Here is a 23,310-nt window from a genome sequence, read left to right on the forward strand (position 1 = left end):
AGAAGTGGAGATATTAGATTTCTACTCATGTTTAGTTATTTATTTTTGCTAAAGTTTAAAATTAAATCAAAGATTGCAATTTTTGTTAAAAAGTAAAAGTGATAAATTTGGGAAACTAATCCTGGTTGAAATCCCCTTATTGAATCAAATTTATTCAATTTTTTTGAAATAAAAAAGCAGTACAAGTCTGCTAAAGTTTAATGTAAAGCTATTTATAACTACCTAAAATCAGCCCGTGTCAAAGCAGGTCTTAAGAAAGCTCGTAAAGCATCACAATTATCAAAACGTTAATCAACACGCTTATATCAACGTTTACAGACATTTAAGAAATTTCTCTTGGATGTCTTTTTTTGTCTAGCTAAATTTTACAAATTGGGCAATTTAGGTTACTCAATAATATAAAAAAGATAAAAATTTAAAGTTCGAATTTTAATTTTTAAAAAAGTAATTATTATTGAATATCTGTTCAAACATTTTTTCTTTTCTAAGGTTAATATAAGTATATATACTTTAAAAAAGGAAGTCAAACATCTTGCTCATAGATTTTTGCATTTTTAAAAAATACATTTTGTCATATAATAATGTGGAAAATTGACGGATTCCTTAAACAATCATATAATATGAATATGTAAACCCTTACATACTATTCTACTTATACTTGATAAAATGCAAGTTCTTGAGGATCTATAAATATATAGACACTCTTCTATTTATAAAGTGAAATAAAGAATCACGGAGAAAGTTTATGGATATTAAAGAGACATTCAACCAGCTAGACAATACAAAATTTAATGATTTCAATAATCGCCTTGAAGGTTTTGAGAAACTTTTTAAAGACAAATATTATTTTACCCATCCCGAAGATTTTAGCTCAATCTTTAGCATTTTGGTAAAGTATGGAAAAAGTACAAGTAAATATATTTTATCGAAAGGAGAGATATATGAGTGAAATAGTTATTAATGCTCAGAATTTATCTAAAAATTTTTATAATTTTGATTCAAGACTCCCATTTATCAAGAGATTTTTGAAACGTAATCAAATAACGATTCGAGCTGTTCAAGATATTAGTTTTACGATTAAGAGAGGGAGTATAGTTGGCTTTATTGGGAGTAATGGAGCTGGTAAATCCACAACGATTAAAATGTTGACTGGGACTCTTTATCCTAGTTCCGGAAAATTAGAAGTGAATGGAGAAATTCCATTTAAAAGAAGTATAAATTTTAGAAAAAAAATTTCAATAGTAGTAGGAAATAAATTACAGTTATTTCAAGATGTTTCGGCTATGGATTATTTTCAATTGATTGGTACTTTATATGAGGTAGAACCGGCGATTTTACAAGAACGAATTCAGGAATTAAGCAATTTGTTGAATGTAAAAGATCAGCTTTACCAGCAGGTCCGGACCCTCTCTCTTGGACAAAAAATGAAAATGGAGTTTATCGCGGCATCTTTAACAAGTCCGGAAATATTATTTTTAGACGAGCCTACTATAGGGTTAGATATACAGTCTAAAAAAGATATCAGAACATTTTTAAAGAAAATGAATGAAGAATGTCATACTACTATTATTTTAACGAGTCATGATATGGATGATATTTCGTCTGTTTGTGACGAATTAATCGTCATTGACAAAGGAAAAATTATTTTGCAGGAGTCAATGGATGTTATTTTATCTAAATTTTCTGATTTTAAATATTTAAAGATAAAAATGACATCAGATTTGGTACCAGAGTTATGCTCTGTTAAAGGAGTAGTAGTCATTTCTCAAACAAAATCGGAATGTATACTAAAAATACCTAGAGATTTTGTCTTTGAGACATTAGAATCAATCAATAAGCTTGTAGATATAGAAGATTTTGAAATATCAAATCTTTCTTTAGAAGAAATTATTTTACAAAACTATTTTACAAAAAAGGAGCACAATTGAAAAAAGAAATGTCTATTATTCTGATATCATTTCGATCTATTTTGAACTATAAATCAAGTGTACTATTGTTAATGTTACAGGCAAGTATACAAATTATGATATCAGTATTTTTATGGACATATATATATCAGAGTAACCAGATAGATATAGCAGGATATGATTTTACCTCAATGGTTCAATACTATTTGGGGACTATAATTTTTTCATATTTTGTTTTTTATCCAGTTGATTGGGAAATCAATGACGATGTTCATTCAGGAAATTTTTTTAGCATATTAATAAAACCTGTTACTTTTTATAAGTATTATTTTTGTAAAATGCTTGGAGATAGGATTGCTCATTTATTATTTATCATCATTCCTGTCATTTTATTCTCCAGTGTTTATTACAAGAATGAGTTATTAACCATTGAAATTCTTATTTTAGGAAGTATTGCAATTATTCTATCTATGTTTCTATGGTTTTTAATATCATGTTGTGTAGGTATGCTTTCTTTTTGGTTAGAAAATATATTTTTTGTCCTTACTGTTAAAGAAATAGTAATTCAGTTTTTATCAGGAATATTATTGCCTTTAAGTTTTTTTTCAAATAATTTTCGTCTGTTTTTAGATGTATTACCTTTTAAATACTTAGTATATGAACCGCTTCAGATGTTTAGTAATGATACATATAAATTAATAGACTATTTGAGAATTATTTGTATTCAATTGATTTGGTGCATCATTTTTTATATTATATCAAGATTCATATTGAGAAAAGGAGTGGAGCACTTCTCAAATGTGGGAGGATAAAATGTTTAGAATAAAAGTAATTTTTAGGCTACTTCATTTTGGTTTTAAATCTGATATGAATTTTCATTTTGACTTCTTTTGTGGTCTATTTTCGTCGATACTGTGGATTGGTTTACCTATTGTATTTTTTAGATTGATTTTCTTAAACATAGACTCTTTTAATGGTTGGGACTATTATCAAATTTTATTTTTGGTAGGTTCCTACACTATTGTAGATGGAGTTATGATGGGATTGTTAATTAGAAGTATGGGAATTTTAGAATCAGATATTTTGAGTGGTAACTTGGATCAAATTTTATTGAGGCCGTTTGATACTCAGTTGTTCTATATTTTTAGATCATTTAATTTAGTTCAATTCGTGAATACTTTTTTTGGTCTTGCGATCATTTTTATAAGTTATGGAAATTTAAATGTACATTTAAATTCATTAAAAATATTATTTTATATCCTTTCTTTAATGTGTGGTTGTATTATATATTATTCAATTTGGTTTCTAATAACGATTAGTTCATTTTGGTTCCCAACTAAATTTTCAAAAGTAGATGTATTTTTGAATTATATTGGAATTTCTAAGTATCCATATAATATTTTTACAGGTATTAACAGATTGATCACTATGTTATTTGTTCCCAATTTATTAATTGCCAATCCTGCAGTATTAATATTTTTAGGGAAAGATACATTGAACCTATTTTTCTATCAAATAGTTTTTACAGTTTTTTTGATTATTATCAGTCGTACAATTTTTAGAAAAGGATTGAAAAAATATGAAAGTGCAGGAAGATAAACAATGTTGTTCAGTTATATGTTTGACTAAAGGAAGTGATTCGCTGTACTTTGTTTTGTGGTCATTGAAACATCAGATAATTATAAACTATAATTTAAAGAATAGTATTATTAACTTATAGGTGCTAAGAAAAAATTTAAAGAAATTCCCTCATTCAATCAAACTTATTCATATTTTTTAAAATAAGAAAATAGTTGGATTTTGATGATGGTTGATATAAAGCTAAACTGAAAGTACCTGAAATCCAACTGTGTCAAACCAGGTCATACGATCTGTGAGAAAAAGAACACATAACAAAAAGAGGAGCTTCACAATAAAGTTCCTCTTCTTTTATATATCCGAATCATTATTCTTATTTCAAAAAAGGTAGTGAAAAAGGTAGTGATTCGGTTGATTTATATTGCAATGTAGTGAAATTTAGAATTTCAAGAATCGCTTAAAATCAAGGTTTCTAACATCTATTGACGTGTAGTGAACCCCTATTTCACTTCTGTAAACACAACGTGTTTGCGAAGTTTTGGTGAGTATTTCTTCAATTGAAGACGGTCTGGAGTGTTACGTTTGTTTTTAGAAGTAAGGTACAAGCGTTCACCAGATTCTTTGTGTTCAAGTGTAATATTTACGCGCATGGTATCTCCCTTCTATTATTCAGCTGATGCAGCTTTAGCGATCTTACGTCCTTTGTAGTATCCTTTAAGTGATACACGGTGTGAACGTGAGTAATCTCCAGTTGCTTCGTCAAAGTTTACAGATGGAGCTGTTACTTTGTAGTGCGTACGACGTTTGTTTTTCTTCGCTTTTGATGTGCGACGTGCAGGTACTGCCATTTCGTTTTTCTCCTTTTAAGATATAAATTCAATTAGGTTTGATTTTCATCAACTGTAACAGTATAACAAAACTTTTTTGTAAAGTAAAGTTACTTGACAAAAAAATTGAAATTTTTGAAAGAAACTTTTCTGTCGTCTGTCTCTTCAAAGACCTTGCCTATCTTTGTGCTCTCTTTTATGCTATAATGGTAAAAAATGAAACGAGAGGAATGACATGACAGAATTAGATACACGCCATCGCAGTAGCGTCTACGACAGCATGGTTAAATCCCCTAACCGGGCTATGCTTCGAGCAACTGGGATGACCGATGAAAACTTTGAAAAACCAATCGTAGGGGTGATCTCTACTTGGGCTGAAAACACACCTTGTAATATGCACCTCCATGATTTTGGAAAATTGGCCAAAGAAGGTGTGAAAGATGCAGGAGCTTGGCCAGTCCAATTCGGAACCATTACGGTTGCGGATGGGATCGCTATGGGGACACCAGGGATGCGCTTCTCCTTGACTTCTCGTGATATCATTGCAGACTCTATCGAAGCAGCTATGGGTGGTCACAACGTGGATGCTTTTGTAGCCATCGGGGGCTGTGATAAGAACATGCCTGGTTCGATGATTGCCATTGCCAATATGGATATCCCAGCGATCTTTGCTTATGGTGGGACCATTGCTCCAGGGAATCTCGATGGAAAAGATATCGACTTGGTTTCTGTTTTCGAAGGAATCGGGAAATGGAACCATGGTGATATGACTGCTGAAGAAGTGAAGCAACTGGAATGTAATGCCTGTCCTGGCCCTGGTGGCTGTGGGGGTATGTATACGGCCAACACCATGGCGACAGCGATCGAGGTCCTTGGGATGAGTCTTCCTGGTTCCTCTTCTCACCCTGCTGAATCAGCTGATAAAAAAGCCGATATCGAAGAAGCAGGTCGTGCAGTTGTCAAAATGCTTGAAATGGGACTGAAGCCATCTGATATCTTGACTCGTGAAGCCTTTGAAGATGCGATTACAGTCACAATGGCGCTTGGTGGTTCTACCAATGCGACCCTTCACTTGCTTGCGATCGCTCACGCAGCTAACGTTGACTTGACGCTGGAAGATTTTAACGATTTCCAAGAGCGTGTGCCTCACTTGGCTGACTTGAAACCATCAGGTCAATATGTCTTCCAAGACCTTTACAATGTCGGTGGTGTGCCAGCCGTCATGAAATACCTTCTGAAGAATGGGTTCCTTCATGGGGATCGCATCACCTGTACTGGTAAAACGGTAGCTGAGAACTTGGAAGCCTTCGCTGATTTGACACCAGGTCAAAAAGTTATCATGCCACTTGAAAATCCAAAACGTGCGGATGGTCCATTGATCATCTTGAAAGGGAACTTGGCTCCAGAAGGAGCAGTTGCCAAAGTATCAGGGGTGAAGGTGCGTAACATCACGGGTCCTGCTAAGGTCTTTGATTCGGAAGAAGCTGCCATTGAAGCGGTTCTTTCGGATGAAATCGTGGATGGCGACGTTGTCGTTGTTCGTTTTGTAGGTCCGAAGGGTGGTCCTGGTATGCCGGAAATGCTGTCCTTGTCATCTATGATCGTTGGTAAAGGCCAAGGAGATAAGGTGGCCCTCTTGACAGACGGACGCTTCTCCGGTGGTACTTATGGTCTCGTTGTCGGTCACATTGCGCCTGAAGCTCAGGTCGGTGGTCCAATCGCCTACCTCCACACAGGGGACATGGTAACAGTTGACCAAGATACCAAAGAAATCACCATGCACGTTTCAGACGAAGAGTTAGCGAAACGAAAGGCAGAAACAACCTTGCCACCACTGTATAGTCGTGGAGTTTTGGGTAAATACGCCCACATCGTTTCTTCCGCATCTCGTGGTGCCGTGACCGACTTCTGGAATATGGAACAGTCTGGTAAACAATAATTGCAAGGACGACTTTGTCCAAAGAGAGAGTGGGACAGAAATCGGCAATTCGTTAGAATTCGATTTCGTCGTCCCACCTCCGCATAGTTGAGTAGGGCTGTAAAAGCTGATGAAATCAGCGTAGTAGAGCCCACTCAACCACTGCGTCTTGCTCGACAATCCAAAAACAAGAAGAGGCTAGGACTTTTGTCCCGGCCTCTTTTTTGGCTCAAAGTGGCTATTATCGACCCTGTCGCTGAAACGTATGAATATTACTTTTTGGTGGCTTTGAGTGTATCATCTGTCATTTTTTCTTGTAAATCCGTCTATAATTTGCTATAATTTTGGCTAATCGAATCAATCCTTTAATACTGTCCAGAGAGGCAGGCAAGGAGCTATGGAAATGAAAGGCCTGGGAAGACCAGCCTATATTTTGTGTATCTCCTTGTTATGGGGGATTTTTTTGTATAGTTGAAAAGTGGTTTGATAAAAAAGAAATCGTCGATGATGGAAGTAGGGAGTGCATCTTTACGATTTGGTCATCGAAGGTAGACGTTTTTGTTCAGCCATAGCTTGTCGCATCTTAATTTTAGGAGGTTTTTACGATCGTGAATGACGTTAAATATGATGTGAATGATATGCCAAAACCTGGTTTATTGGTTGGTTTATCTTTCCAGCATTTGTTTGCCATGTTTGGGGCGACAGTGCTGGTGCCGATTTTGGTTGGGATTGATCCTGCCATTGCTTTGTTCTCATCTGGTTTGGGGACCTTGGCTCACTTGACAGTGACCAAGTATAAGATTCCTGCCTATATGGGGTCTAGTTTTGCTTATATTGCTGCTATGCAGATGTTGATGAAGACAGATGGAATCGCAGCAGTTGCCCAAGGTGCTATGGCGGGTGGTTTGGTCTACTTGTTTGTAGCTCTGATTGTTAAGCATGCGGGTAAAGACTGGATTAATAAGGTCCTTCCACCAATCGTGGTTGGTCCCATTATCATGGTCATTGGTTTGAGTCTTGCGAAGAATGCCGTCACTGATGCGACAACCTTAAATAATAGCTACAGCGGCTATGCTCTATTGATTTCGATGGTTACCCTCTTTGCGGTTATCCTCTTTAACATGTATGGCAAGAAGATTGTCGGTGTCGTCCCAATTTTACTTGGATTAATTGTGGGCTATATTTTCTCATTGGCTCTTGGTTTGCTGACAGGACATAGTTTTGTCAATTTCTCAGAGGTAAGTGCGGCGCATTGGATTCAAGTTCCAAACTTTGACATTCCATTTGTGGATTATAGTTTTAAGCTCTATCCAAGTGCGATTTTGACCATGGCTCCGATTGCCTTTGTGACCATGACGGAACATTTTGGCCACCTCATGGTTTTAAATAGTTTGACTGAGCGTGATTACTTCAAGGATCCAGGGCTAGACCATACGCTTACTGGTGATGGCTTGGCACAGATTATTGCTGGATTCTTTGGAGCTCCTCCGGTAACTTCTTATGGGGAAAACATTGGGGTGATGGCCCTTAGTAAGGTCTACTCAGTTTACGTTATTTCAGGCGCAGCAGTGATTGCGGTTGTCATGAGCTTTATTGGGAAGCTATCAGCACTCTTGCACTCTATTCCAACTCCTGTATTGGGAGGTTTGTCTATTGCCCTCTTTGGGGTTATCGCTGCTAGCGGTTTGAAAATTTTAGTTGAACATAAGATTGATTTTGATAATAAAAAGAATCTCTTGATTGCAAGTGTGATCCTAGTATCAGGGATCGGTGGTTTGATGATTGACCTCGGTGGTCTTCAAATCACGGGTGTGGCAACGTCAACCATTCTTGGAATTGTGTTGTATCAAATCCTTCCAGAACCAAAAGCTGATGAGGCTTAGTCCATTCTGGTAGTGAAAAAGTTTGAATGGATTCAAACATTATAAAAAACGAGGAACAAACTCTGATGGCAGAGTTTGTTCCTCGTTTTTTTATTATGGATCGATTTCCAAAGAGGCCTTCCTTTATTAGTTGACTGCGTTTATTAAATGGTAATGATTGTTATCGTGGTGGAAGACCAAGGGCGATGCGCCCGTATCGGCTGATTCGTGTAATTTTCCAAGCGGGTGACCAAGTCACTTCAACCTTGACATCTTCGATCCCATCGATTTCCTTGAGGCGCGAAACGATTTCGATCGGAAGGCTCTCAGCACAGCTACAAGCCGTATCGGTAAAGGTCATAACCACCTTGCAAGTGCCGGCTTCATCTAGATGGATCTCGTAGATCAGTCCTAGGTTATAGACATCTAACTCAACATCGGTATCAAATACAAGCTCCAATTTTTCGATTAACGACTTCTCTAGTGCCAGGGCGCGGTCATTGATTTTGATATCCTCTCTCATCGCAAGATCCTTTCAGTGTAGTATGGCTTCCATTTTCTCATAATTCGGCTGATAAGGCAAGAAGAGAAAGAGTTTTTGAACGTGTCGAACGAAGGAAATTCGGTCCAGTCTCCATTTCTCTTCGAATTTGTGGTAAAATAGAGGCAAAAGTAAGACAAAGGATGAAGGCTATGAAATTACAAAAACCAAAAGGGACCCAGGATATCCTTCCTGGCGATTCAGCGAAATGGCAATATGTAGAAGGCTTTGCACGCAAGGTCTTTGCGCGATACAATTATGATGAAATCCGCACACCGATCTTCGAACATTATGAAGTCATCAGCCGTTCAGTAGGGGATACGACGGATATCGTTACCAAAGAAATGTATGACTTCTATGATAAGGGAGACCGTCATATCACGCTTCGTCCAGAAGGAACAGCTCCTGTTGTCCGCTCGTATGTAGAAAATAAACTCTTTGCGCCTGAGGTACAAAAACCAAGTAAGTTCTATTACATAGGCCCAATGTTCCGCTATGAACGTCCTCAAGCAGGTCGTTTGCGTCAATTCCACCAAATTGGGGTAGAATGCTTTGGATCGGGCAATCCTGCAACGGATGTCGAAACCATTGCCATGGCAGCACAATTCCTGAAAGAATTAGGAATTGATAATGTAACCTTGCACTTGAACACCTTGGGAAGCCCTGCCAGTCGTCAGGCTTATCGTCAAGCCTTGATTGATTACCTCTTGCCAATGAAGGATCAATTGTCTAAGGACAGCCAACGTCGCTTAGAAGAAAATCCGCTTCGTGTCTTGGATTCAAAAGAAAAAGAAGACAAGGCCGCGGTTGAACAGGCTCCTTCCATCCTAGACTATCTTGATGAAGAAAGCCAAGCGCATTTTGATGCGGTTCGTCGGATGTTAGAAGACTTGGGGGTAGCCTATGTCATCGATACCAATATGGTGCGTGGCTTGGATTACTACAACCACACGATTTTTGAGTTCATTACAGAAATTGAAGGCAATGAATTGACAGTCTGTGCGGGTGGTCGCTATGATGGTTTGGTTGAATACTTCGGTGGCCCTGCGACAGCTGGTTTTGGATTTGGTATCGGTGTGGAACGGATCCTTCTTGTCCTTGAAAAGAAAGGCATTGAATTGCCGATCGAAACAGGCCTAGATGCCTATATCGCTGTCCTAGGAGATGAGGTCAATGAAGCAGCGCTTAGCTTGGTTCAGGCCCTTCGAATCCAAGGCTTCAAGGCAGAACGTGACTACCTTGGACGCAAGCTCAAGGCACAATTTAAGTCAGCAGATGTCTTTGCGGCCAAAGCCTTGATTACCTTAGGAAGTAGTGAAGTTGAGAGCGGTCAAGTTACTGTGAAAAATAACCAAACTCGTCAAGAAGTAACGGTAGCTCTTGAAACCTTGAAGAAAGACTTCCCATCTGTTTTAGCAGAGTTGGGATTGGCTTGATCAAGTCTTGCAGACACCTGAAAAACAGATTCGCATGGGAGTAGGAGCAAAGTCGTTGCGCCTGCTCTCTTTTATCTAGCTTCTGTTTGCCGACCTTTGCCAAGATTTGGCGAAAAGCCGTTAAATTTTCTGACATTTATGATATAATGAGAAGACTACTAGTAAAGGAATGAAACAGTCATGACATTAGTTTATCAATCAACACGAGATGAAAAAAATACTGTAACAGCTAGTCAAGCCATTCTTCAAGGATTGGCGACAGATGGCGGTTTGTTTACTCCAGTCTCTTATCCTCAAGTAGAGCTGGATTTTGATACCCTCAAAGATGCTTCTTACCAAGAAGTGGCCAAGCTTGTTTTGTCAGCCTTTTTGGACGACTTTACAGCAGAAGAGTTAGACTACTGTATTTCTCATGCTTATGACAGCAAGTTTGATACCCCAGCTATTGCTCCGCTTGTCAAACTCGATGGACAATACAACTTGGAGCTCTTCCACGGTTCCACCATTGCCTTTAAAGATATGGCTTTGTCGATCTTGCCTTACTTTATGACAACAGCAGCTAAAAAGCACGGTCTGGAAAACAAGATTGTCATCTTGACAGCGACTTCTGGAGATACTGGAAAAGCTGCTATGGCAGGTTTTGCTAATGTTCCAGGGACAGAGATCATTGTCTTTTATCCAAAAGACGGTGTCAGCAAGGTGCAAGAATTGCAAATGACGACTCAAACGGGGGACAATACCCATGTCATCGCGATCGATGGAAACTTTGACGATGCCCAAACCAATGTCAAACACATGTTCAATGATGTGGCGCTTCGTGAAAAATTAGCAGCCAACAAGATGCAATTCTCATCAGCTAACTCTATGAACATTGGCCGTTTGGTGCCTCAGGTTGTCTATTACGTATACGCCTATGCGCAATTGGTGAAGACAGGCCAAATCACAGCGGGAGAAAAAGTCAACTTTACCGTGCCAACAGGAAACTTTGGAAATATCTTGGCAGCTTTCTATGCCAAACAAATCGGTCTTCCAGTTGGGAAATTGATCTGTGCCTCAAACGAGAACAATGTTTTGACAGACTTCTTCAAAACACGTGTCTATGATAAGAAACGCAGCTTCAAAGTAACCACTAGTCCATCGATGGATATCTTAGTCTCTTCAAACTTGGAACGTTTGATCTTCCACTTGGTAGGCAATGATGCCACAAAGACCAAAAAGTTGATGGAAAGCCTCGTTGCAACAGGTCAATACCAATTGTCCAACTTTGATGCAGATATCTTAGATTTGTTTGCGGCTGCATACGCAGATGAAGCAGAAACTGCTGCAGAGATCAAGCGGGTCTATGAAGCATCTGATTACATCGAAGACCCTCATACAGCTGTAGCATCAGCCGTTTATCAAAAATACCGGACCCAAACAGGGGATGCTGCTAAAACAGTCATTGCCTCTACAGCAAGTCCTTATAAATTCCCAGTTGTGGCAGTAGAAGCAGTGACGGGCGAGACAGGTCTAGGCGATTTCGAAGCCTTGGCCAAATTGCACACCCTCTCAGGTGTTCTTGTGCCACCGGCTGTAGACGGTCTTGAAACTGCGCCGGTTCGCCATCGTACAAGCGTAGCTGCTAAAGACATGCAAGCAGCCGTAGAAGACTACTTGGGACTGTAATTCTCCCTATTAGAAAGATCAAAAGAGCCGTTTGGCTCTTTTATATACTCATGAATTCATACAAAAAAATCTTAAACATTGCCCTTCCTGCCATGGGTGAAAATTTCTTACAAATGCTGATGGGTATGGTGGACTCTTATTTAGTGGCTCACCTGGGCTTGATTGCCATTTCAGGTGTTTCCGTCGCAGGAAACATCATCACCATCTATCAAGCCATCTTTTTGGCACTGGGTGCGGCAGTTGCCAGTGTCATGTCCAAAAGCTTGGGCGAAAAAAATCAAGAAAACATTGCCTACCATGCGACAGAGTCACTGAAGGTGACCTTGTTGTTGAGTGCTCTCTTAGGAGGGGCTTCGCTGTTATTTGGACGCCAGATGATTTCGCTGTTGGGGACTGAAGCTGCAGTAGCCGAAAGTGGGGGGATTTACCTTTCCTTGGTTGGCGGGACCATAGTTCTCTTAGGATTGATGACGACCTTGGGCTCCTTGGTTCGGGTGGCCAACAATCCACGTATTCCTATGTATGTGAGCCTGTTGACCAATCTATTAAACGCTCTGTTCTCCTCTGTAGCCATTTTCCTTTTTGGTTGGGGCATTGTTGGTGCTGCTTTGGGGACAGTGCTAGCCCGTCTGGTGGGCGTCATCCTCTTGTGGCAAAAGGTCCAGCTACCCTTTGCCCCCCTTCGTTGGGGATTGGATCGTAAGCTCTTGAACTTAGCACTTCCAGCAGCCGGAGAGCGGCTGATGATGCGGGCTGGAGATGTGGTAATCATTGCGATCGTGGTTGCTTTTGGGACCGAGGCAGTCGCAGGAAATGCCATCGGAGAGACCTTGACCCAGTTCAACTACATGCCTGTATTTGGAGTGGCCACAGCGACGGTCATGCTCGTAGCACGGAGCCTTGGTGAAGGTGATCTTGAGCAGATTGCCCGCCTTCGAAAGCAGTCTTACTGGTTGTCCTTTGTATTAATGTTACCCATTGCCTTAGGAATCTTTTTTGGGGGCACCCTTCTGACCTATCTCTACACACAAGATGTGAAAGCGGTAGAAGCTAGCCTGTCGGTTGTCCTCTTTTCTTTGTTGGGAACGCCGTTTACAGCAGGAACGGTCATCTATACGGCTGTTTGGCAAGGCTTGGGAAATGGGAAGCTTCCATTTTATGCAACGACCATTGGCATGTGGGTCATTCGAATTGGAGCCGGTTATCTGCTTGGAGTAACTCTTGGTTTTGGCCTTCCAGGGGTCTGGACGGGGACCTTGCTAGACAATGGTTTCCGTTGGCTATTTTTGAGTCAGCTTTATAGACGAAAAGTAGGAGAGAGAAAATGACAAAACGAGCTTTTATTTGGGATCTGGATGGGACCTTGCTGGATTCCTATGATGCTATTTTAGCAGGTCTTGAGGAGACCTATGCAACTTATCAGCTTCCCTTTGACCGAGCCAGCATTAAAGACTACATCTTGAAGCATTCGGTTCAAGATCTTTTAGTAGCTGTGGCGGAGGAGTATCATCTGGATGTGACCGACTTGAATCATCGCCGAGCTGAAAGTCTAGCAGAGAAAAATGCCCAGGTCCTTCTGATGGATGGGGCGCGTGATGTCCTATCCTGGGCACAAGAAGCTGGAATTGAGCAGTTTGTCTATACCCATAAGGGAGAGAACGCCTTTGTCATCCTGCGGGACTTGGGTTTGGAATCTTTTTTTACAGAGATTTTGACCAGTCAAAGTGGTTTTGCTCGCAAGCCTGACCCAGAAGCTGCCAGGTATCTGATGGAGAAGTACGGGGTGGAGCCAGAAAATACCTACTATATTGGGGATCGGAGCCTGGATATTGACTTTGCAAGAAATAGCCAGATTCAGAGTATCAATTTTTTGACGTCTGACTATCAAGGCAATCATCAGATGAACACCTTACTAGATATTCCAGGTATTTTAAACGCTGAAAAGAATCTGTAAAGAATTTGTTTTCATTTTGAAATAAAGTCGTAAGCTTTCTTTAAGAAATGTCCGCTATAATAGAAGCATAAACAAAGACCTCCTAACTTTGTTTAGAAAAATCCTAAAACTTTTCTTTTTCATAATAATCTCCCTAAGAGTCGCCAAATCAGGCGGCTTTTTTTGTGCGAAAAAACAGTACAAGCTCTTTTCCTTGCTAGGATAGAAGAAAAAGTTTATAATTGACCTATCAATTATTGATTTATCAAAAATAATACGGAGAAGGAATATGGCAGAAATAAATGATTTGCTCTACCAACTACGCTTGGCGGATCAATCAACTACGCAACTTTTTGAAAAGTGCCTAGGGATTAGCTTAACACGTTATCAAATTTTGCAGGATTTATTAGAACAAGCACCTTGCAATCAGATCGCGGTTCAGGAGCGCTTGCAGATTGATCCAGCGGCTTTAACCCGGCATTTCAAAATATTGGAAAAGGAAGGATTTGTCCATCGGAGTCGAAATCCAAAGAATCATCGGGAAATCTTAATTCATTTGACGGATACGGCCTATAATCGTTTGGTCAAACATCCCCCTCGCCATCATGTGGCGGTGAAAGAACAGATGAGTCGGATTTTAACTGCTCAAGAACAAGAGCAATTTTCTTACCTGCTGGACAAATTAGTATCTGGCATTGAACAAATAACAGTTGAATAAAAAGGAGAATCTACGATGTCATTACTGACGATTATTTTAGCAAGTCTTGCTGCACTGGAGCATTTGTATATTTTTTATTTGGAGAGCATCAGAACCACATCTGATACCACAAGTCGGGTTTTCAACATGGATAAAGAAGAACTCGCTCGCCCATCTGTGACTTCTTTATTTAAGAATCAAGGGATATACAATGCCTTGATTGGGGTGTTCCTCTTGTATGGATTGTTTGTCTCTAAAAATAGTGAAGTTGTTACAATTTTTGTGCTTTTTATTATTGGAGCTGCGGCCTACGGTGCGATGACAGCCAATAAAAAGATTATCTTGACCCAAGGTGGTCCTGCAATTTTAGCTTTATTGAGTATCCTATTGTTGGGATAAAAAGGACGGGCCGCTAGGGCTCTTTGAGCTGATTTTATTAAATAAGTGTAGAAAAAAGTATAAAAAAAGACTAAAAATTTTATTGACTTTCTAAGAAAAAGGGTTATAATGGTAGCAACAGAAAAGTAATGAGTCAGCTATTTTCAGGGAGCTTGTGGGAATTGTGAACAAGCAATAGCGACTGATGAAAATTGGACTGTTATGATTAATGAATTCTAACCCATGTGAATTCGGTTGGCACCCCTTACCGTGCAACTCCTTGATAGAGGAGATAGAGATGTAGGGAAAGACCAGCTATTTTTCCCTATAAAAGAGGTGGCACCGCGGACACTACGCCCTCACACAGTTTTTGTGTGAGGGCTTTTCTATGTGCCTTAGCAAGCGAAGCGAGCTTAGGCACATTGATCCCAAAGCGAGAATTGAGCGATGGGATACCCTTGCTTGCCTTAGCAAGCGAAGCGCGCTTAGGCACATTGATCCCAAAGCGCAAATAGAGCGTGGGATATCCTTGATAGCCTTAGCAAGCGAAGTAGGGTGCGGCTGAATTCCTTAGAATAAAAGAGAGGTTTCTGATATGAAAAAAGTTTTATCTGCTGATGTGTTGAGTCCAATTTTGGCTTATATGCGTTTGGATGCGCCCCATAAAATGATCTTGGAGTCGATCCCTCGTGAAAAAGAGAATGCACGTTTTTCAATTGTAGCCTATCGGCCAGTCAGTGAAGTCAAGTTTGAAAATGGCATTCTCTATTACAATGATCAAATTGTTGAAGAGGATCCTTTGGATTTTTTGAATCGCATCACGGTCAAAACGAAAACTTCAGAAGAACTTCCTTTTAACGGTGGGGCGATTGGATTTGTCGGCTATGACTTGATTGGCTTCTATGAGAACATTGGTTCCATTCCTGAAGATACGATCGGCACACCAGATCTTCACTTTTTCTTATATGAAAGCTATGTGATTTTTGATCACAAAAAGGAAAAGGTCTATGTGGTGGAAGAGAACCTCTATAGTGGACGGAGTGAAGCAGAGCAAGCGTCGAGCTTGGAGCAAGTATTAGCACAATTGGCAAGACCTGCAAAAGAAGAGTTTCAGGACAAGGACCTGCATGCGCTTCATTTCCACAATCATTTGGAGCAAAAAGAGTTTGAGGAAATGGTGGCCCTAGCGCGGGACTATATTCGAAAAGGAGATATGTTCCAATGCGTGCTCAGTCAACGTTTTTCAGCTGACTTTTCAGGAAAACCACTAGATTATTACCGCAATTTGCGCGTGACCAACCCTTCGAATTATCTCTACTTTTATGATTTTGGGGAGTACCAAATTATCGGTGCTAGTCCAGAAAGTCTGGTGTCGGTCAAGGACCGAGTGGTGACAACTAATCCCATTGCGGGCACGCGTCCAAGAGGGATCGATGAAGAGAGTGATCGGCAATTGGCAGCTGATTTGGCAGGGGATCCAAAAGAAGTCGCAGAACACCGGATGTTGGTGGATCTAGGGCGAAACGATATTGGGCGTATCGCCCAAAATGGGTCGGTTGAAGTGACCAAATATATGGAAGTGGAATTCTTCCGTTATGTCATGCACCTGACCAGTGTGGTCAAGGGACAATTGCTTCCTGGACTAGCCTCCATTGAGGCTCTGAAGGCAACTCTTCCAGCGGGGACCGTTTCGGGGGCTCCCAAGATTCGAGCCATGAAGCGAATCTATGAGGCTGAAAAAGAGAAACGAGGCGTCTATGCGGGTGCTATTGGCTATCTCTCTGTGACGGGGGATCTCGATTTTGCTATTGCGATTCGAACCATGATCCTCAAAAATAAGAAGGCTTATGTGCAGGCTGGAGCAGGAATCGTTTATGATTCGATCGCTGAAAATGAATACCAAGAAACCGTCAATAAGGCAAAATCGATGACAAGGATTGGAGAAGAAGGATGATTTTATTAGTCGATAATTACGATTCATTTACCTACAATTTAGCACAGTATATCGGAAAATTTGATGAGGTCCAGGTGCTTCGAAATGATGATCCGGACTTGTACCAAGTTGCCCAAGAAGCAGATGCCTTGGTCTTTTCTCCAGGTTCAGGTTGGCCAAAGGATGCGGGCAAGATGGAGGAGATGATCCGAGATTTCGCAGGGATCAAACCAATCTTGGGGATTTGCTTGGGGCATCAAGCGATTGCGGAAGTTTTTGGAGGGCGCTTGGGATTGGCACCACAGGTCATGCATGGCAAACAAAGCCAGATCCAGCTAGAAGCTCCCTCTCCGCTATACGCGGGTGTTGCAAAAGAGGTCCCAGTCATGCGTTACCATTCGCTGACGATTGAAGACATGCCAGAGGATTTTGTCATTACCTCTCGAACGACGGATGATCAAGCGATTATGGGAATTCAACACCGTAGCTTACCGATTTATGGTTTTCAATACCATCCAGAAAGTATCGGGACGCCAGATGGGCTCAAGACCATCGAAAATTTTGTCAAACTAGTCAAGGAGCGGAAGATGAAACAAGTGCTTGCAAAAGTAGCGGAAGGAATGGATCTAACTAGTGCAGAGTTAGAAGCAACCATGGAGGAAGTCGTTGCTGGTCGTGCTTCAGAAGCACAGGTGACGGCCCTTCTTCTAGGTCTCAAAATGAAGGGAGAAACGGTTGAAGAGCGGACGGCTATTGCAAAAGTGATGCAGGCCTATGCAGTCGCTATTCCTACAGAAGTTCAAGGAGCAATGGACAATTGTGGAACAGGGGGCGATCGTTCGTATAGTTTCAATATTTCAACAACAGCTGCCTTCGTCCTTGCTGGTGGTGGCATCAAGATGGCGAAACACGGCAATCGTTCGATTTCTTCTAAATCTGGTTCTGCGGATGTATTAGAAGCTCTAGGGATTAACCTTGATTTGGGTCCAGAAGACTTGGGACGAGTGTTTGAAAAGGCGGGCATTGTCTTTCTGTTCGCCAAAAATCTGCACCCTGGCATGCGCTATATTATGCCCGCTCGCTTGGCGCTAGGGGTTCCAACGGTGATGAACTTAACCGGTCCTCTTATCAATCCGATTCCTCTAGAAACCCAGCTATTGGGAACCAGTCGTCCAGATATGCTGGAAAGTACGGCGGAGATTCTAAAGAATTTGGGTCGGAAACGCGCAGTGGTGGTGAGTGGTCCACAAGGTTTAGACGAGGCAGGCCTTGATGGGGCAACCCAGCTCGCTATTCTGGAAAATGGACAGGTTACCTTATCCAGCTTTCAACCAGAAGATATCGAAATGGAGCGCATCGAAATTGATCAAGTACGAGGTGGAGACGCCAAACGCAATGCGGAAATTTTGCTCAGTGTCTTGAAGAATGAAGCGAGTCCCTTCTTAGAGGTGACGGTCTTAAATGCAGGCCTTGGTTTTTATGCCAACGGCAAGGTAGATTCTATCAAGGAGGGAATTGCCTTGGCACGTGAAGTGATTGCCAGTGGGGCTGCCCTTGAGAAATTGAGATTATTACAGGAGTATCAAAAATGAGTCAAGAATTCTTGCCAAAGATTCTAAAGGAAAAGGCGCGTGAAGTGGCTGCGATGAAAGAAGAGAAACTCCAACCTTTGCGCGAGACCTACCGCCTGTATGATTACCTAAAGAGTCATCCAGAAAAGCTTCAGATCATCGCAGAGGTGAAAAAGGCTAGCCCGAGTCTGGGAGATATTCATGTCGATGTGGATATCGTCGCGCAGGCTAAGATTTACGAAGAAAATGGGGCCGTGATGATTTCTGTCTTGACTGATGAAGTGTTTTTCAAGGGCAGTATCGAGTATCTCCGCGAAATATCTAGTCAGGTGCGTATCCCCACCCTCAACAAAGATTTCATTGTGGATGAAAAGCAAATAATTCGGGCGCGAAATGCAGGGGCAACCGTGATCTTGTTGATTGTTGCAGCCTTATCAGAGACTCGTCTGAAAGAGCTCTATGAGTTTGCGACCCATCTTGGCCTGGAGGTCTTGGTGGAGACCCATAATCTGACAGAACTAGAGGTAGCTCACCGGATTGGGGCTCAGATCATCGGGGTCAATAATCGCAACTTGGTGACCTTTGAGACAGACCTCCATACTAGCCTTGAATTGGCGACAAGCTTTGAACAAGAACCGGTTTACATCTCTGAGTCTGCTATTTTCACAGCAGCAGACGCTCGCATGCTGGCTCCTTATTTTAATGGCATTCTCGTTGGGACAGCCCTCATGAAGGCAGACAATGTGGCTGAAAAAGTAAAGGAGTTGCAGATTGACAAAGGTTAAAATTTGCGGACTGTCCACTCCAGAAGCTGTCCAGACAGCTGTTGAAGCTGGTGCGGACTACATTGGTTTTGTCTTTGCACCAAGCAAACGGCAAGTAACACTGGAGCAAGCCCGGCAGTTGGCTACAGGGATTCCAGAGGGGGTTCAAAAAGTCGGTGTTTTTGTATCGCCACAAAGAGAAGAAGTGGAGCAAGCTTGCCAAGTTGTGGGCTTGGACCTGATACAAGTGCATGGGCCGATGGATGAAACCATCTTGCAAGACCTTCCCCAACAAACGATTCGCGCTGTTCAAGTGGGGAAAGATGCAGCTCTTCCTGAGACCAGTGCCGATTATCTGCTCTTTGATGCTCCTGTAGCAGGAAGTGGGCAGACCTTTGACTGGCAAAAGCTCGAAAGTCAAAACTTTACAAAGCCCTTCTTTATTGCAGGAGGCTTGACGGAAGACAATGTAGCAGATGCCATTCGCTTCTTTCATCCTTATGCGGTGGATGTATCCAGTGGGGTCGAGACAAATGGAATAAAAGATCAAGAAAAGATAAAACGATTTATAGAAAGGGTCAAGCATGGCATATAAACAACCAGATCAAAACGGATTTTACGGGCGGTTCGGGGGACGATTTGTCCCTGAAACCTTGATGACAGCAGTTTTAGAATTAGAAGAAGCCTACAGAGAAAGTCAAGCAGATCCTTCTTTTCAAGCAGAATTGGATCAGCTTCTGAAACAATATGTCGGTCGGGAAACACCGCTCTATTATGCTAAGAATCTAACCAAGTATGTCGGTGGAGCCAAGATCTTTCTTAAAAGAGAAGATCTCAACCACACAGGAGCTCATAAAATTAATAATGCCCTAGGACAGGTTTTGCTGGCACACCGAATGGGTAAAAAGAAGATCATCGCAGAAACAGGGGCTGGACAGCACGGTGTTGCAACGGCAACGGCCGCTGCTTTATTTGATATGGAATGCACCATCTACATGGGGGAAGAAGATGTCAGACGCCAAGCCCTTAATGTCTTTCGGATGGAGTTGTTGGGGGCAAAGGTTCAATCGGTAACAGATGGGTCGCGTGTCCTCAAGGATGCAGTCAATGCTGCCCTTAGAGGCTGGGTAGCAAATGTGGAGGATACCCACTATATCATGGGTTCTGCTCTAGGACCTCACCCATTCCCAGAAATTGTCCGTGATTTTCAAAGTGTCATTGGCCGAGAAGCCAAACGCCAATTTGCAGAGCAAAATGATGGTGCATTACCAAATGCAGTTTTAGCCTGTGTAGGAGGCGGATCGAACGCCATTGGCCTCTTTTATCCTTTTGTTGAAGATACATCTGTTGCCATGTATGGGGCAGAAGCTGCTGGGCTTGGAGTAGATACAGACCAGCATGCAGCAACCTTGACCAAGGGACGTCCGGGAGTCCTTCACGGTGCCTTGATGGATGTTTTACAGGATGCCCATGGACAGATTTTAGAAGCCTTCTCGATTTCAGCAGGTCTCGATTATCCAGGAATTGGGCCAGAGCATTCTTATTTCCATGACATCAAGCGGGCAACCTATGTGCCAGTGACAGACAAAGAAGCCCTAGAAGCCTTTCAATTGCTTTCGAAAGTAGAAGGAATCATTCCAGCCCTGGAATCGAGCCATGCTATCGCCTATGCGGTGAAATTGGCCAAGGAAATGGGGCCTGAAAAATCTATGATCGTTTGCTTATCAGGTCGTGGGGATAAAGATGTGGTACAAGTCAAAGACCGCCTAGAACAAGAGAGAGGAGAGTAAGATGGGAAAGACCTTAACAGAGCATTTACAAAAGCTGAAAGACCAGCAGCAAGGGATCTTTGTTCCTTATATCATGGCAGGAGATCATGAAAAAGGCTTGGAAGGTTTGCAGGAAACCATCCAATTTTTGGAGGAGCTTGGTGTCTCAGCCATTGAAGTTGGCATTCCTTTTTCAGATCCGGTGGCAGATGGCCCTGTGATTGAAGAGGCGGGACTAAGAAGTTTAGCCCATGGGACGACGACAGAGGAACTGGTACAAACGATCCAGCGTCTGGAGACAAGTGTTCCTTTGGTCATCATGACCTATTTCAATCCCTTGTTCCAATATGGGCTTAAAAACTTCTTTAGAGATGTAGAAGGAACAGCGGTCAAGGGAGTGATTATTCCGGATCTTCCTCATGAGCATGCAGATCTGGTAGAGCCTCTCTTAGTGGATAAAGACATCGCTTTGGTGCCGCTAGTGAGCTTAACCACAGGAATCGAGCGCCAGAAGAAATTGATCCATGATGCAGAAGGATTTATCTATGCCGTTGCTGTCAATGGAGTGACGGGGAAAGCTGGTAGCTATCGAGATGACTTGGACCATCACTTGGCCCAATTACACGAAATAGCGTCCATTCCTGTTTTAACAGGTTTTGGAGTTTCCAGCATGGAGGATGTTCACCGTTTCAACAAGGTCTCAGATGGAGTGATTGTGGGGTCCAAAATCGTTAAGGCTCTCCACCAAGGGGAGACAGACGCCATCGCTCGTTTTATTTCTCAAGCAGTGAAGGGCTAGAAGCTTCATTTCATTCATCATCAGCTTGATTCTCCTAGATCAAGCTCTTTGTCTACTATTTTAAACATTCCCCTCGTTTGTCTTTACAAACGAGGGTTTCTCGTTACAATAGAGGTAGTAACAAGAAAAGAGGAGAAGAGAATGATAAGCCTTGAAGAAATTGATCAAGTTGTCCAGTCAGGTCCTTTTGAACCAACCTGGGACTCTCTTAGCCATCAAGTCTGTCCAGATTGGTATCGAGATGCCAAATTTGGAATGTTTATCCACTGGGGCGTCTACAGTGTACCTGCCTTTGGTTCAGAATGGTATTCGCGAAATATGTATATCCAAGGGAATCCTTGCTATGACTATCATCGAGAGCATTTTGGAGACCAGGCCAGCTTTGGCTACAAGGCTCTCATTCCTCTTTTTACAGCCGATCGATTTGATCCGGCATCTTGGCTGGATCTCTTTCAAAAAGCGGGAGCCCAGTATCTTTTTCCAGTTGCGGAGCACCACGATGGTTTTCAGATGTATGCCTCTACTCTCTCGCCTTATAATAGCTTAGAAATGGGGCCGAGACGAGATGTCTTAGGAGAGCTGAGGGAGGAAGCAGAAAAACGTGGCCTGCACTTCTGTACGTCTTCTCACCGGGCAGAACACCAGTTTTTCTTTTCACATGGCAAGGAATTCGTCAGTGACATTTCGCAGGAAGTCCCAAGAGACAGCCTTTATTGGCCAGCGGAGCCAGAGCCCAAGGATCATTTTGATCTGACTTCCCAGCCTTATCCAAGCAAAGAATTCTTGGAAGACTGGCTGTTGCGAACCTGTGAACTGGTGCGGGACTACCAGCCAGAGCTCCTTTATTTTGACTGGTGGATCCAGCATGAGAGTTTCCGTCCCTACTTGATGCGCTTTTTGGCTTATTATTACAATCTAGCAGCACAAGAGGATCGCAAGGTGGCTGTTTGTTACAAACAGGATGCCCTCCCTTTCGGTTCAGGAATCGTTGAGATGGAGCGGGGAGGCTACGGAGAGACGCAAGCCTTTCCGTGGCAAATGGATACCGCGATCGCCCGTAATTCTTGGTGTTATACTCAGGATCTAGCCTACAAGACCAGTAAGGAATTGCTACAAAATTTAGTTGATGTTGTGGCCAAAAATGGCAATCTTCTGCTCAATATTGGACCCAAGGCAGATGGCACGATCCCTGAGCAAGACCAAGACATCCTCACAGAGATCGGGGACTGGCTGGCGGTAAATGGAGAAGCCATTTATCAGAGTCGGCCTTGGCGGGTGTCATCGGACGGACCAACCGAGGCCCAGGAAGGTTCCTTCTCAGATGGGGAAGCGCCACTCTATACCAGCCAAGATTTCCGCTATACCATGCGTGATGGCTTTCTTTATGCTATCCAGCTGGAACCAAGTGGAAGGACGGAAGAGTTGACCTTGCCGTCTCTCGCCTATGACCTCAAGCAACCGAAAATTCTTCATGCGCGCATTCAAAAGGTGGAACCCCTTGGAGAAAGTCAGCTTCTTTCTTGGAGCCAAGATGAGACAGGGCTTCATCTTCAGTTACCAGCTTGTAGCAAAAAACAACCGCGTGTTTTGCGCCTCAGCTTTTAGTTTTCTTGAAGCTTTCTATAAGGAATCGTTTAGGTTTCTCTTGTATACTGTACTCATCCAATAAGAAATGAGGTACAGAAAATGAAAATCTCAGTTAATTATCCAAAACGCTTTAAGAAATTGCCAC

Annotated in this window: 22 protein-coding genes and 1 pseudogene; 20 read left to right on the forward strand and 3 right to left on the reverse strand. The window is 42.1% G+C overall.

Going from position 1 to position 23,310, the window contains the following annotated elements; translation table 11 throughout:
* Positions 1-745: 745 nt before the first annotated feature.
* Genes PCY11_RS04760 through PCY11_RS04775 form a run of 4 tightly spaced genes read left to right on the forward strand, consistent with a single transcriptional unit; the run spans position 746 to position 3,506 of the window.
* Positions 746-949 carry a hypothetical protein gene (locus PCY11_RS04760; RefSeq protein WP_003010127.1) on the forward strand — a complete coding sequence of 68 codons (204 nt, stop codon included), beginning with the start codon at positions 746-748 and terminating at the stop codon, positions 947-949.
* Positions 942-1,928, forward strand: coding sequence for an ATP-binding cassette domain-containing protein (locus PCY11_RS04765; RefSeq protein WP_301362545.1), 987 nt, complete (start codon positions 942-944; stop codon positions 1,926-1,928). Before PCY11_RS04760 ends, PCY11_RS04765 begins: the two co-directional genes overlap by 8 nt.
* Positions 1,925-2,719: an ABC-2 family transporter protein gene (locus PCY11_RS04770; RefSeq protein ID WP_125826858.1), complete on the forward strand. Its 795-nt coding sequence runs from the start codon at positions 1,925-1,927 to the stop codon at positions 2,717-2,719. Before PCY11_RS04765 ends, PCY11_RS04770 begins: the two co-directional genes overlap by 4 nt.
* 1 nt (position 2,720) lies before the next feature.
* A complete protein-coding gene (locus tag PCY11_RS04775; RefSeq protein WP_003013947.1) occupies positions 2,721-3,506 on the forward strand; it encodes an ABC transporter permease in 786 nt (261 codons plus the stop codon).
* A 479-nt stretch (positions 3,507-3,985) separates the two neighbouring features.
* Here PCY11_RS04775 and rpmG read toward each other — a convergent pair whose 3' ends face one another.
* Together rpmG and rpmF are read right to left on the reverse strand one after the other, a co-directional pair.
* Positions 3,986-4,135: a 50S ribosomal protein L33 gene (gene rpmG / locus PCY11_RS04780; protein ID WP_001265622.1), complete on the reverse strand. Its 150-nt coding sequence runs from the start codon at positions 4,133-4,135 to the stop codon at positions 3,986-3,988.
* Positions 4,136-4,150: 15 nt separating this feature from the next.
* Positions 4,151-4,333 carry a 50S ribosomal protein L32 gene (rpmF, locus tag PCY11_RS04785; protein WP_003009516.1) on the reverse strand — a complete coding sequence of 61 codons (183 nt, stop codon included), beginning with the start codon at positions 4,331-4,333 and terminating at the stop codon, positions 4,151-4,153.
* 214 nt (positions 4,334-4,547) lie between these two features.
* On the opposite strand from rpmF, the gene ilvD reads away from it, so the two are divergent.
* Both ilvD and PCY11_RS04795 read left to right on the forward strand, forming a co-directional pair.
* On the forward strand, positions 4,548-6,251 hold the full coding sequence (gene ilvD, locus PCY11_RS04790) for a dihydroxy-acid dehydratase (protein ID WP_049486604.1): 1,704 nt from the start codon (positions 4,548-4,550) through the stop codon (positions 6,249-6,251).
* 587 nt (positions 6,252-6,838) lie between these two features.
* Positions 6,839-8,113, forward strand: a complete 1,275-nt coding sequence (locus PCY11_RS04795) for a uracil-xanthine permease family protein (RefSeq protein ID WP_049475257.1) — start codon at positions 6,839-6,841, stop codon at positions 8,111-8,113.
* A 160-nt stretch (positions 8,114-8,273) separates the two neighbouring features.
* Here PCY11_RS04795 and PCY11_RS04800 read toward each other — a convergent pair whose 3' ends face one another.
* Positions 8,274-8,615, reverse strand: coding sequence for a metal-sulfur cluster assembly factor (locus PCY11_RS04800; protein WP_049472501.1), 342 nt, complete (start codon positions 8,613-8,615; stop codon positions 8,274-8,276).
* 170 nt (positions 8,616-8,785) lie between these two features.
* Here PCY11_RS04800 and hisS point away from each other — a divergent pair, with 170 nt between their 5' ends.
* The 14 genes and pseudogenes from hisS (at position 8,786) to PCY11_RS04870 (ending at position 23,183) form a co-directional block, all read left to right on the forward strand.
* A complete protein-coding gene (gene hisS, locus PCY11_RS04805) occupies positions 8,786-10,069 on the forward strand; it encodes a histidine--tRNA ligase (RefSeq protein ID WP_049475258.1) in 1,284 nt (427 codons plus the stop codon).
* A gap of 180 nt (positions 10,070-10,249) precedes the next feature.
* Entirely contained in the window at positions 10,250-11,734 is a 1,485-nt protein-coding gene (thrC, locus tag PCY11_RS04810; RefSeq protein WP_301362546.1) for a threonine synthase, read from the forward strand.
* A gap of 50 nt (positions 11,735-11,784) precedes the next feature.
* Complete coding sequence (locus PCY11_RS04815) at positions 11,785-13,062, forward strand: MATE family efflux transporter (protein WP_049475260.1); 1,278 nt, start codon at positions 11,785-11,787, stop codon at positions 13,060-13,062.
* A complete protein-coding gene (locus tag PCY11_RS04820; protein ID WP_049475261.1) occupies positions 13,059-13,688 on the forward strand; it encodes an HAD-IA family hydrolase in 630 nt (209 codons plus the stop codon). The genes PCY11_RS04815 and PCY11_RS04820 overlap by 4 nt, the downstream gene beginning before the upstream one ends.
* 268 nt (positions 13,689-13,956) lie before the next feature.
* Positions 13,957-14,385, forward strand: a complete 429-nt coding sequence (locus PCY11_RS04825; RefSeq protein WP_070845918.1) for a MarR family winged helix-turn-helix transcriptional regulator — start codon at positions 13,957-13,959, stop codon at positions 14,383-14,385.
* A gap of 15 nt (positions 14,386-14,400) precedes the next feature.
* Entirely contained in the window at positions 14,401-14,763 is a 363-nt protein-coding gene (locus tag PCY11_RS04830; RefSeq protein ID WP_003009544.1) for a DUF1304 domain-containing protein, read from the forward strand.
* A gap of 574 nt (positions 14,764-15,337) precedes the next feature.
* Positions 15,338-16,696: an anthranilate synthase component I gene (gene trpE / locus PCY11_RS04835; RefSeq protein ID WP_049475263.1), complete on the forward strand. Its 1,359-nt coding sequence runs from the start codon at positions 15,338-15,340 to the stop codon at positions 16,694-16,696.
* Positions 16,693-17,253, forward strand: a pseudogene (locus tag PCY11_RS04840) (aminodeoxychorismate/anthranilate synthase component II); the annotation flags it as partial. The gene trpE and the pseudogene PCY11_RS04840, both read left to right, overlap by 4 nt.
* 9 nt (positions 17,254-17,262) lie before the next feature.
* Complete coding sequence (trpD, locus tag PCY11_RS04845; protein WP_070845934.1) at positions 17,263-18,267, forward strand: anthranilate phosphoribosyltransferase; 1,005 nt, start codon at positions 17,263-17,265, stop codon at positions 18,265-18,267.
* Complete coding sequence (gene trpC / locus PCY11_RS04850) at positions 18,264-19,031, forward strand: indole-3-glycerol phosphate synthase TrpC (RefSeq protein WP_070845920.1); 768 nt, start codon at positions 18,264-18,266, stop codon at positions 19,029-19,031. Before trpD ends, trpC begins: the two co-directional genes overlap by 4 nt.
* Positions 19,018-19,605 carry a phosphoribosylanthranilate isomerase gene (locus PCY11_RS04855; RefSeq protein ID WP_070845922.1) on the forward strand — a complete coding sequence of 196 codons (588 nt, stop codon included), beginning with the start codon at positions 19,018-19,020 and terminating at the stop codon, positions 19,603-19,605. The genes trpC and PCY11_RS04855 overlap by 14 nt, the downstream gene beginning before the upstream one ends.
* Complete coding sequence (trpB, locus tag PCY11_RS04860; protein WP_070845924.1) at positions 19,595-20,800, forward strand: tryptophan synthase subunit beta; 1,206 nt, start codon at positions 19,595-19,597, stop codon at positions 20,798-20,800. The genes PCY11_RS04855 and trpB overlap by 11 nt, the downstream gene beginning before the upstream one ends.
* Position 20,801: 1 nt before the next feature.
* A complete protein-coding gene (trpA, locus tag PCY11_RS04865; RefSeq protein ID WP_070845926.1) occupies positions 20,802-21,578 on the forward strand; it encodes a tryptophan synthase subunit alpha in 777 nt (258 codons plus the stop codon).
* A gap of 141 nt (positions 21,579-21,719) precedes the next feature.
* Positions 21,720-23,183, forward strand: a complete 1,464-nt coding sequence (locus tag PCY11_RS04870; protein ID WP_070845927.1) for an alpha-L-fucosidase — start codon at positions 21,720-21,722, stop codon at positions 23,181-23,183.
* The last annotated feature ends 127 nt before the right edge of the window (positions 23,184-23,310 follow it).

Origin of the sequence: Streptococcus sp. SP8 (assembly GCF_030440045.1) — a bacterium.
Classification (GTDB): Bacteria; Bacillota; Bacilli; order Lactobacillales; family Streptococcaceae; genus Streptococcus; species Streptococcus parasanguinis_I.

What these genes read in the sequence shown, in the direction of transcription:
- PCY11_RS04820 (WP_049475261.1), top strand. Translation starts at nt 13,059, where the DNA reads ATGACAAAACGAGCTTTTATTTGGGATCTGGATGGGACCTTGCTGGAT.
- thrC (WP_301362546.1), top strand. Translation starts at nt 10,250, where the DNA reads ATGACATTAGTTTATCAATCAACACGAGATGAAAAAAATACTGTAACA.
- PCY11_RS04830 (WP_003009544.1), top strand. Translation starts at nt 14,401, where the DNA reads ATGTCATTACTGACGATTATTTTAGCAAGTCTTGCTGCACTGGAGCAT.
- PCY11_RS04760 (WP_003010127.1), top strand. Translation starts at nt 746, where the DNA reads ATGGATATTAAAGAGACATTCAACCAGCTAGACAATACAAAATTTAAT.
- rpmG (WP_001265622.1), bottom strand. Translation starts at nt 4,135, where the DNA reads ATGCGCGTAAATATTACACTTGAACACAAAGAATCTGGTGAACGCTTG.
- PCY11_RS04765 (WP_301362545.1), top strand. Translation starts at nt 942, where the DNA reads ATGAGTGAAATAGTTATTAATGCTCAGAATTTATCTAAAAATTTTTAT.
- ilvD (WP_049486604.1), top strand. Translation starts at nt 4,548, where the DNA reads ATGACAGAATTAGATACACGCCATCGCAGTAGCGTCTACGACAGCATG.
- trpD (WP_070845934.1), top strand. Translation starts at nt 17,263, where the DNA reads ATGAAACAAGTGCTTGCAAAAGTAGCGGAAGGAATGGATCTAACTAGT.
- PCY11_RS04775 (WP_003013947.1), top strand. Translation starts at nt 2,721, where the DNA reads ATGTTTAGAATAAAAGTAATTTTTAGGCTACTTCATTTTGGTTTTAAA.
- trpB (WP_070845924.1), top strand. Translation starts at nt 19,595, where the DNA reads ATGGCATATAAACAACCAGATCAAAACGGATTTTACGGGCGGTTCGGG.
- trpC (WP_070845920.1), top strand. Translation starts at nt 18,264, where the DNA reads ATGAGTCAAGAATTCTTGCCAAAGATTCTAAAGGAAAAGGCGCGTGAA.
- PCY11_RS04825 (WP_070845918.1), top strand. Translation starts at nt 13,957, where the DNA reads ATGGCAGAAATAAATGATTTGCTCTACCAACTACGCTTGGCGGATCAA.
- PCY11_RS04815 (WP_049475260.1), top strand. Translation starts at nt 11,785, where the DNA reads ATGAATTCATACAAAAAAATCTTAAACATTGCCCTTCCTGCCATGGGT.
- trpE (WP_049475263.1), top strand. Translation starts at nt 15,338, where the DNA reads ATGAAAAAAGTTTTATCTGCTGATGTGTTGAGTCCAATTTTGGCTTAT.
- PCY11_RS04800 (WP_049472501.1), bottom strand. Translation starts at nt 8,615, where the DNA reads ATGAGAGAGGATATCAAAATCAATGACCGCGCCCTGGCACTAGAGAAG.
- trpA (WP_070845926.1), top strand. Translation starts at nt 20,802, where the DNA reads ATGGGAAAGACCTTAACAGAGCATTTACAAAAGCTGAAAGACCAGCAG.
- rpmF (WP_003009516.1), bottom strand. Translation starts at nt 4,333, where the DNA reads ATGGCAGTACCTGCACGTCGCACATCAAAAGCGAAGAAAAACAAACGT.
- PCY11_RS04870 (WP_070845927.1), top strand. Translation starts at nt 21,720, where the DNA reads ATGATAAGCCTTGAAGAAATTGATCAAGTTGTCCAGTCAGGTCCTTTT.
- hisS (WP_049475258.1), top strand. Translation starts at nt 8,786, where the DNA reads ATGAAATTACAAAAACCAAAAGGGACCCAGGATATCCTTCCTGGCGAT.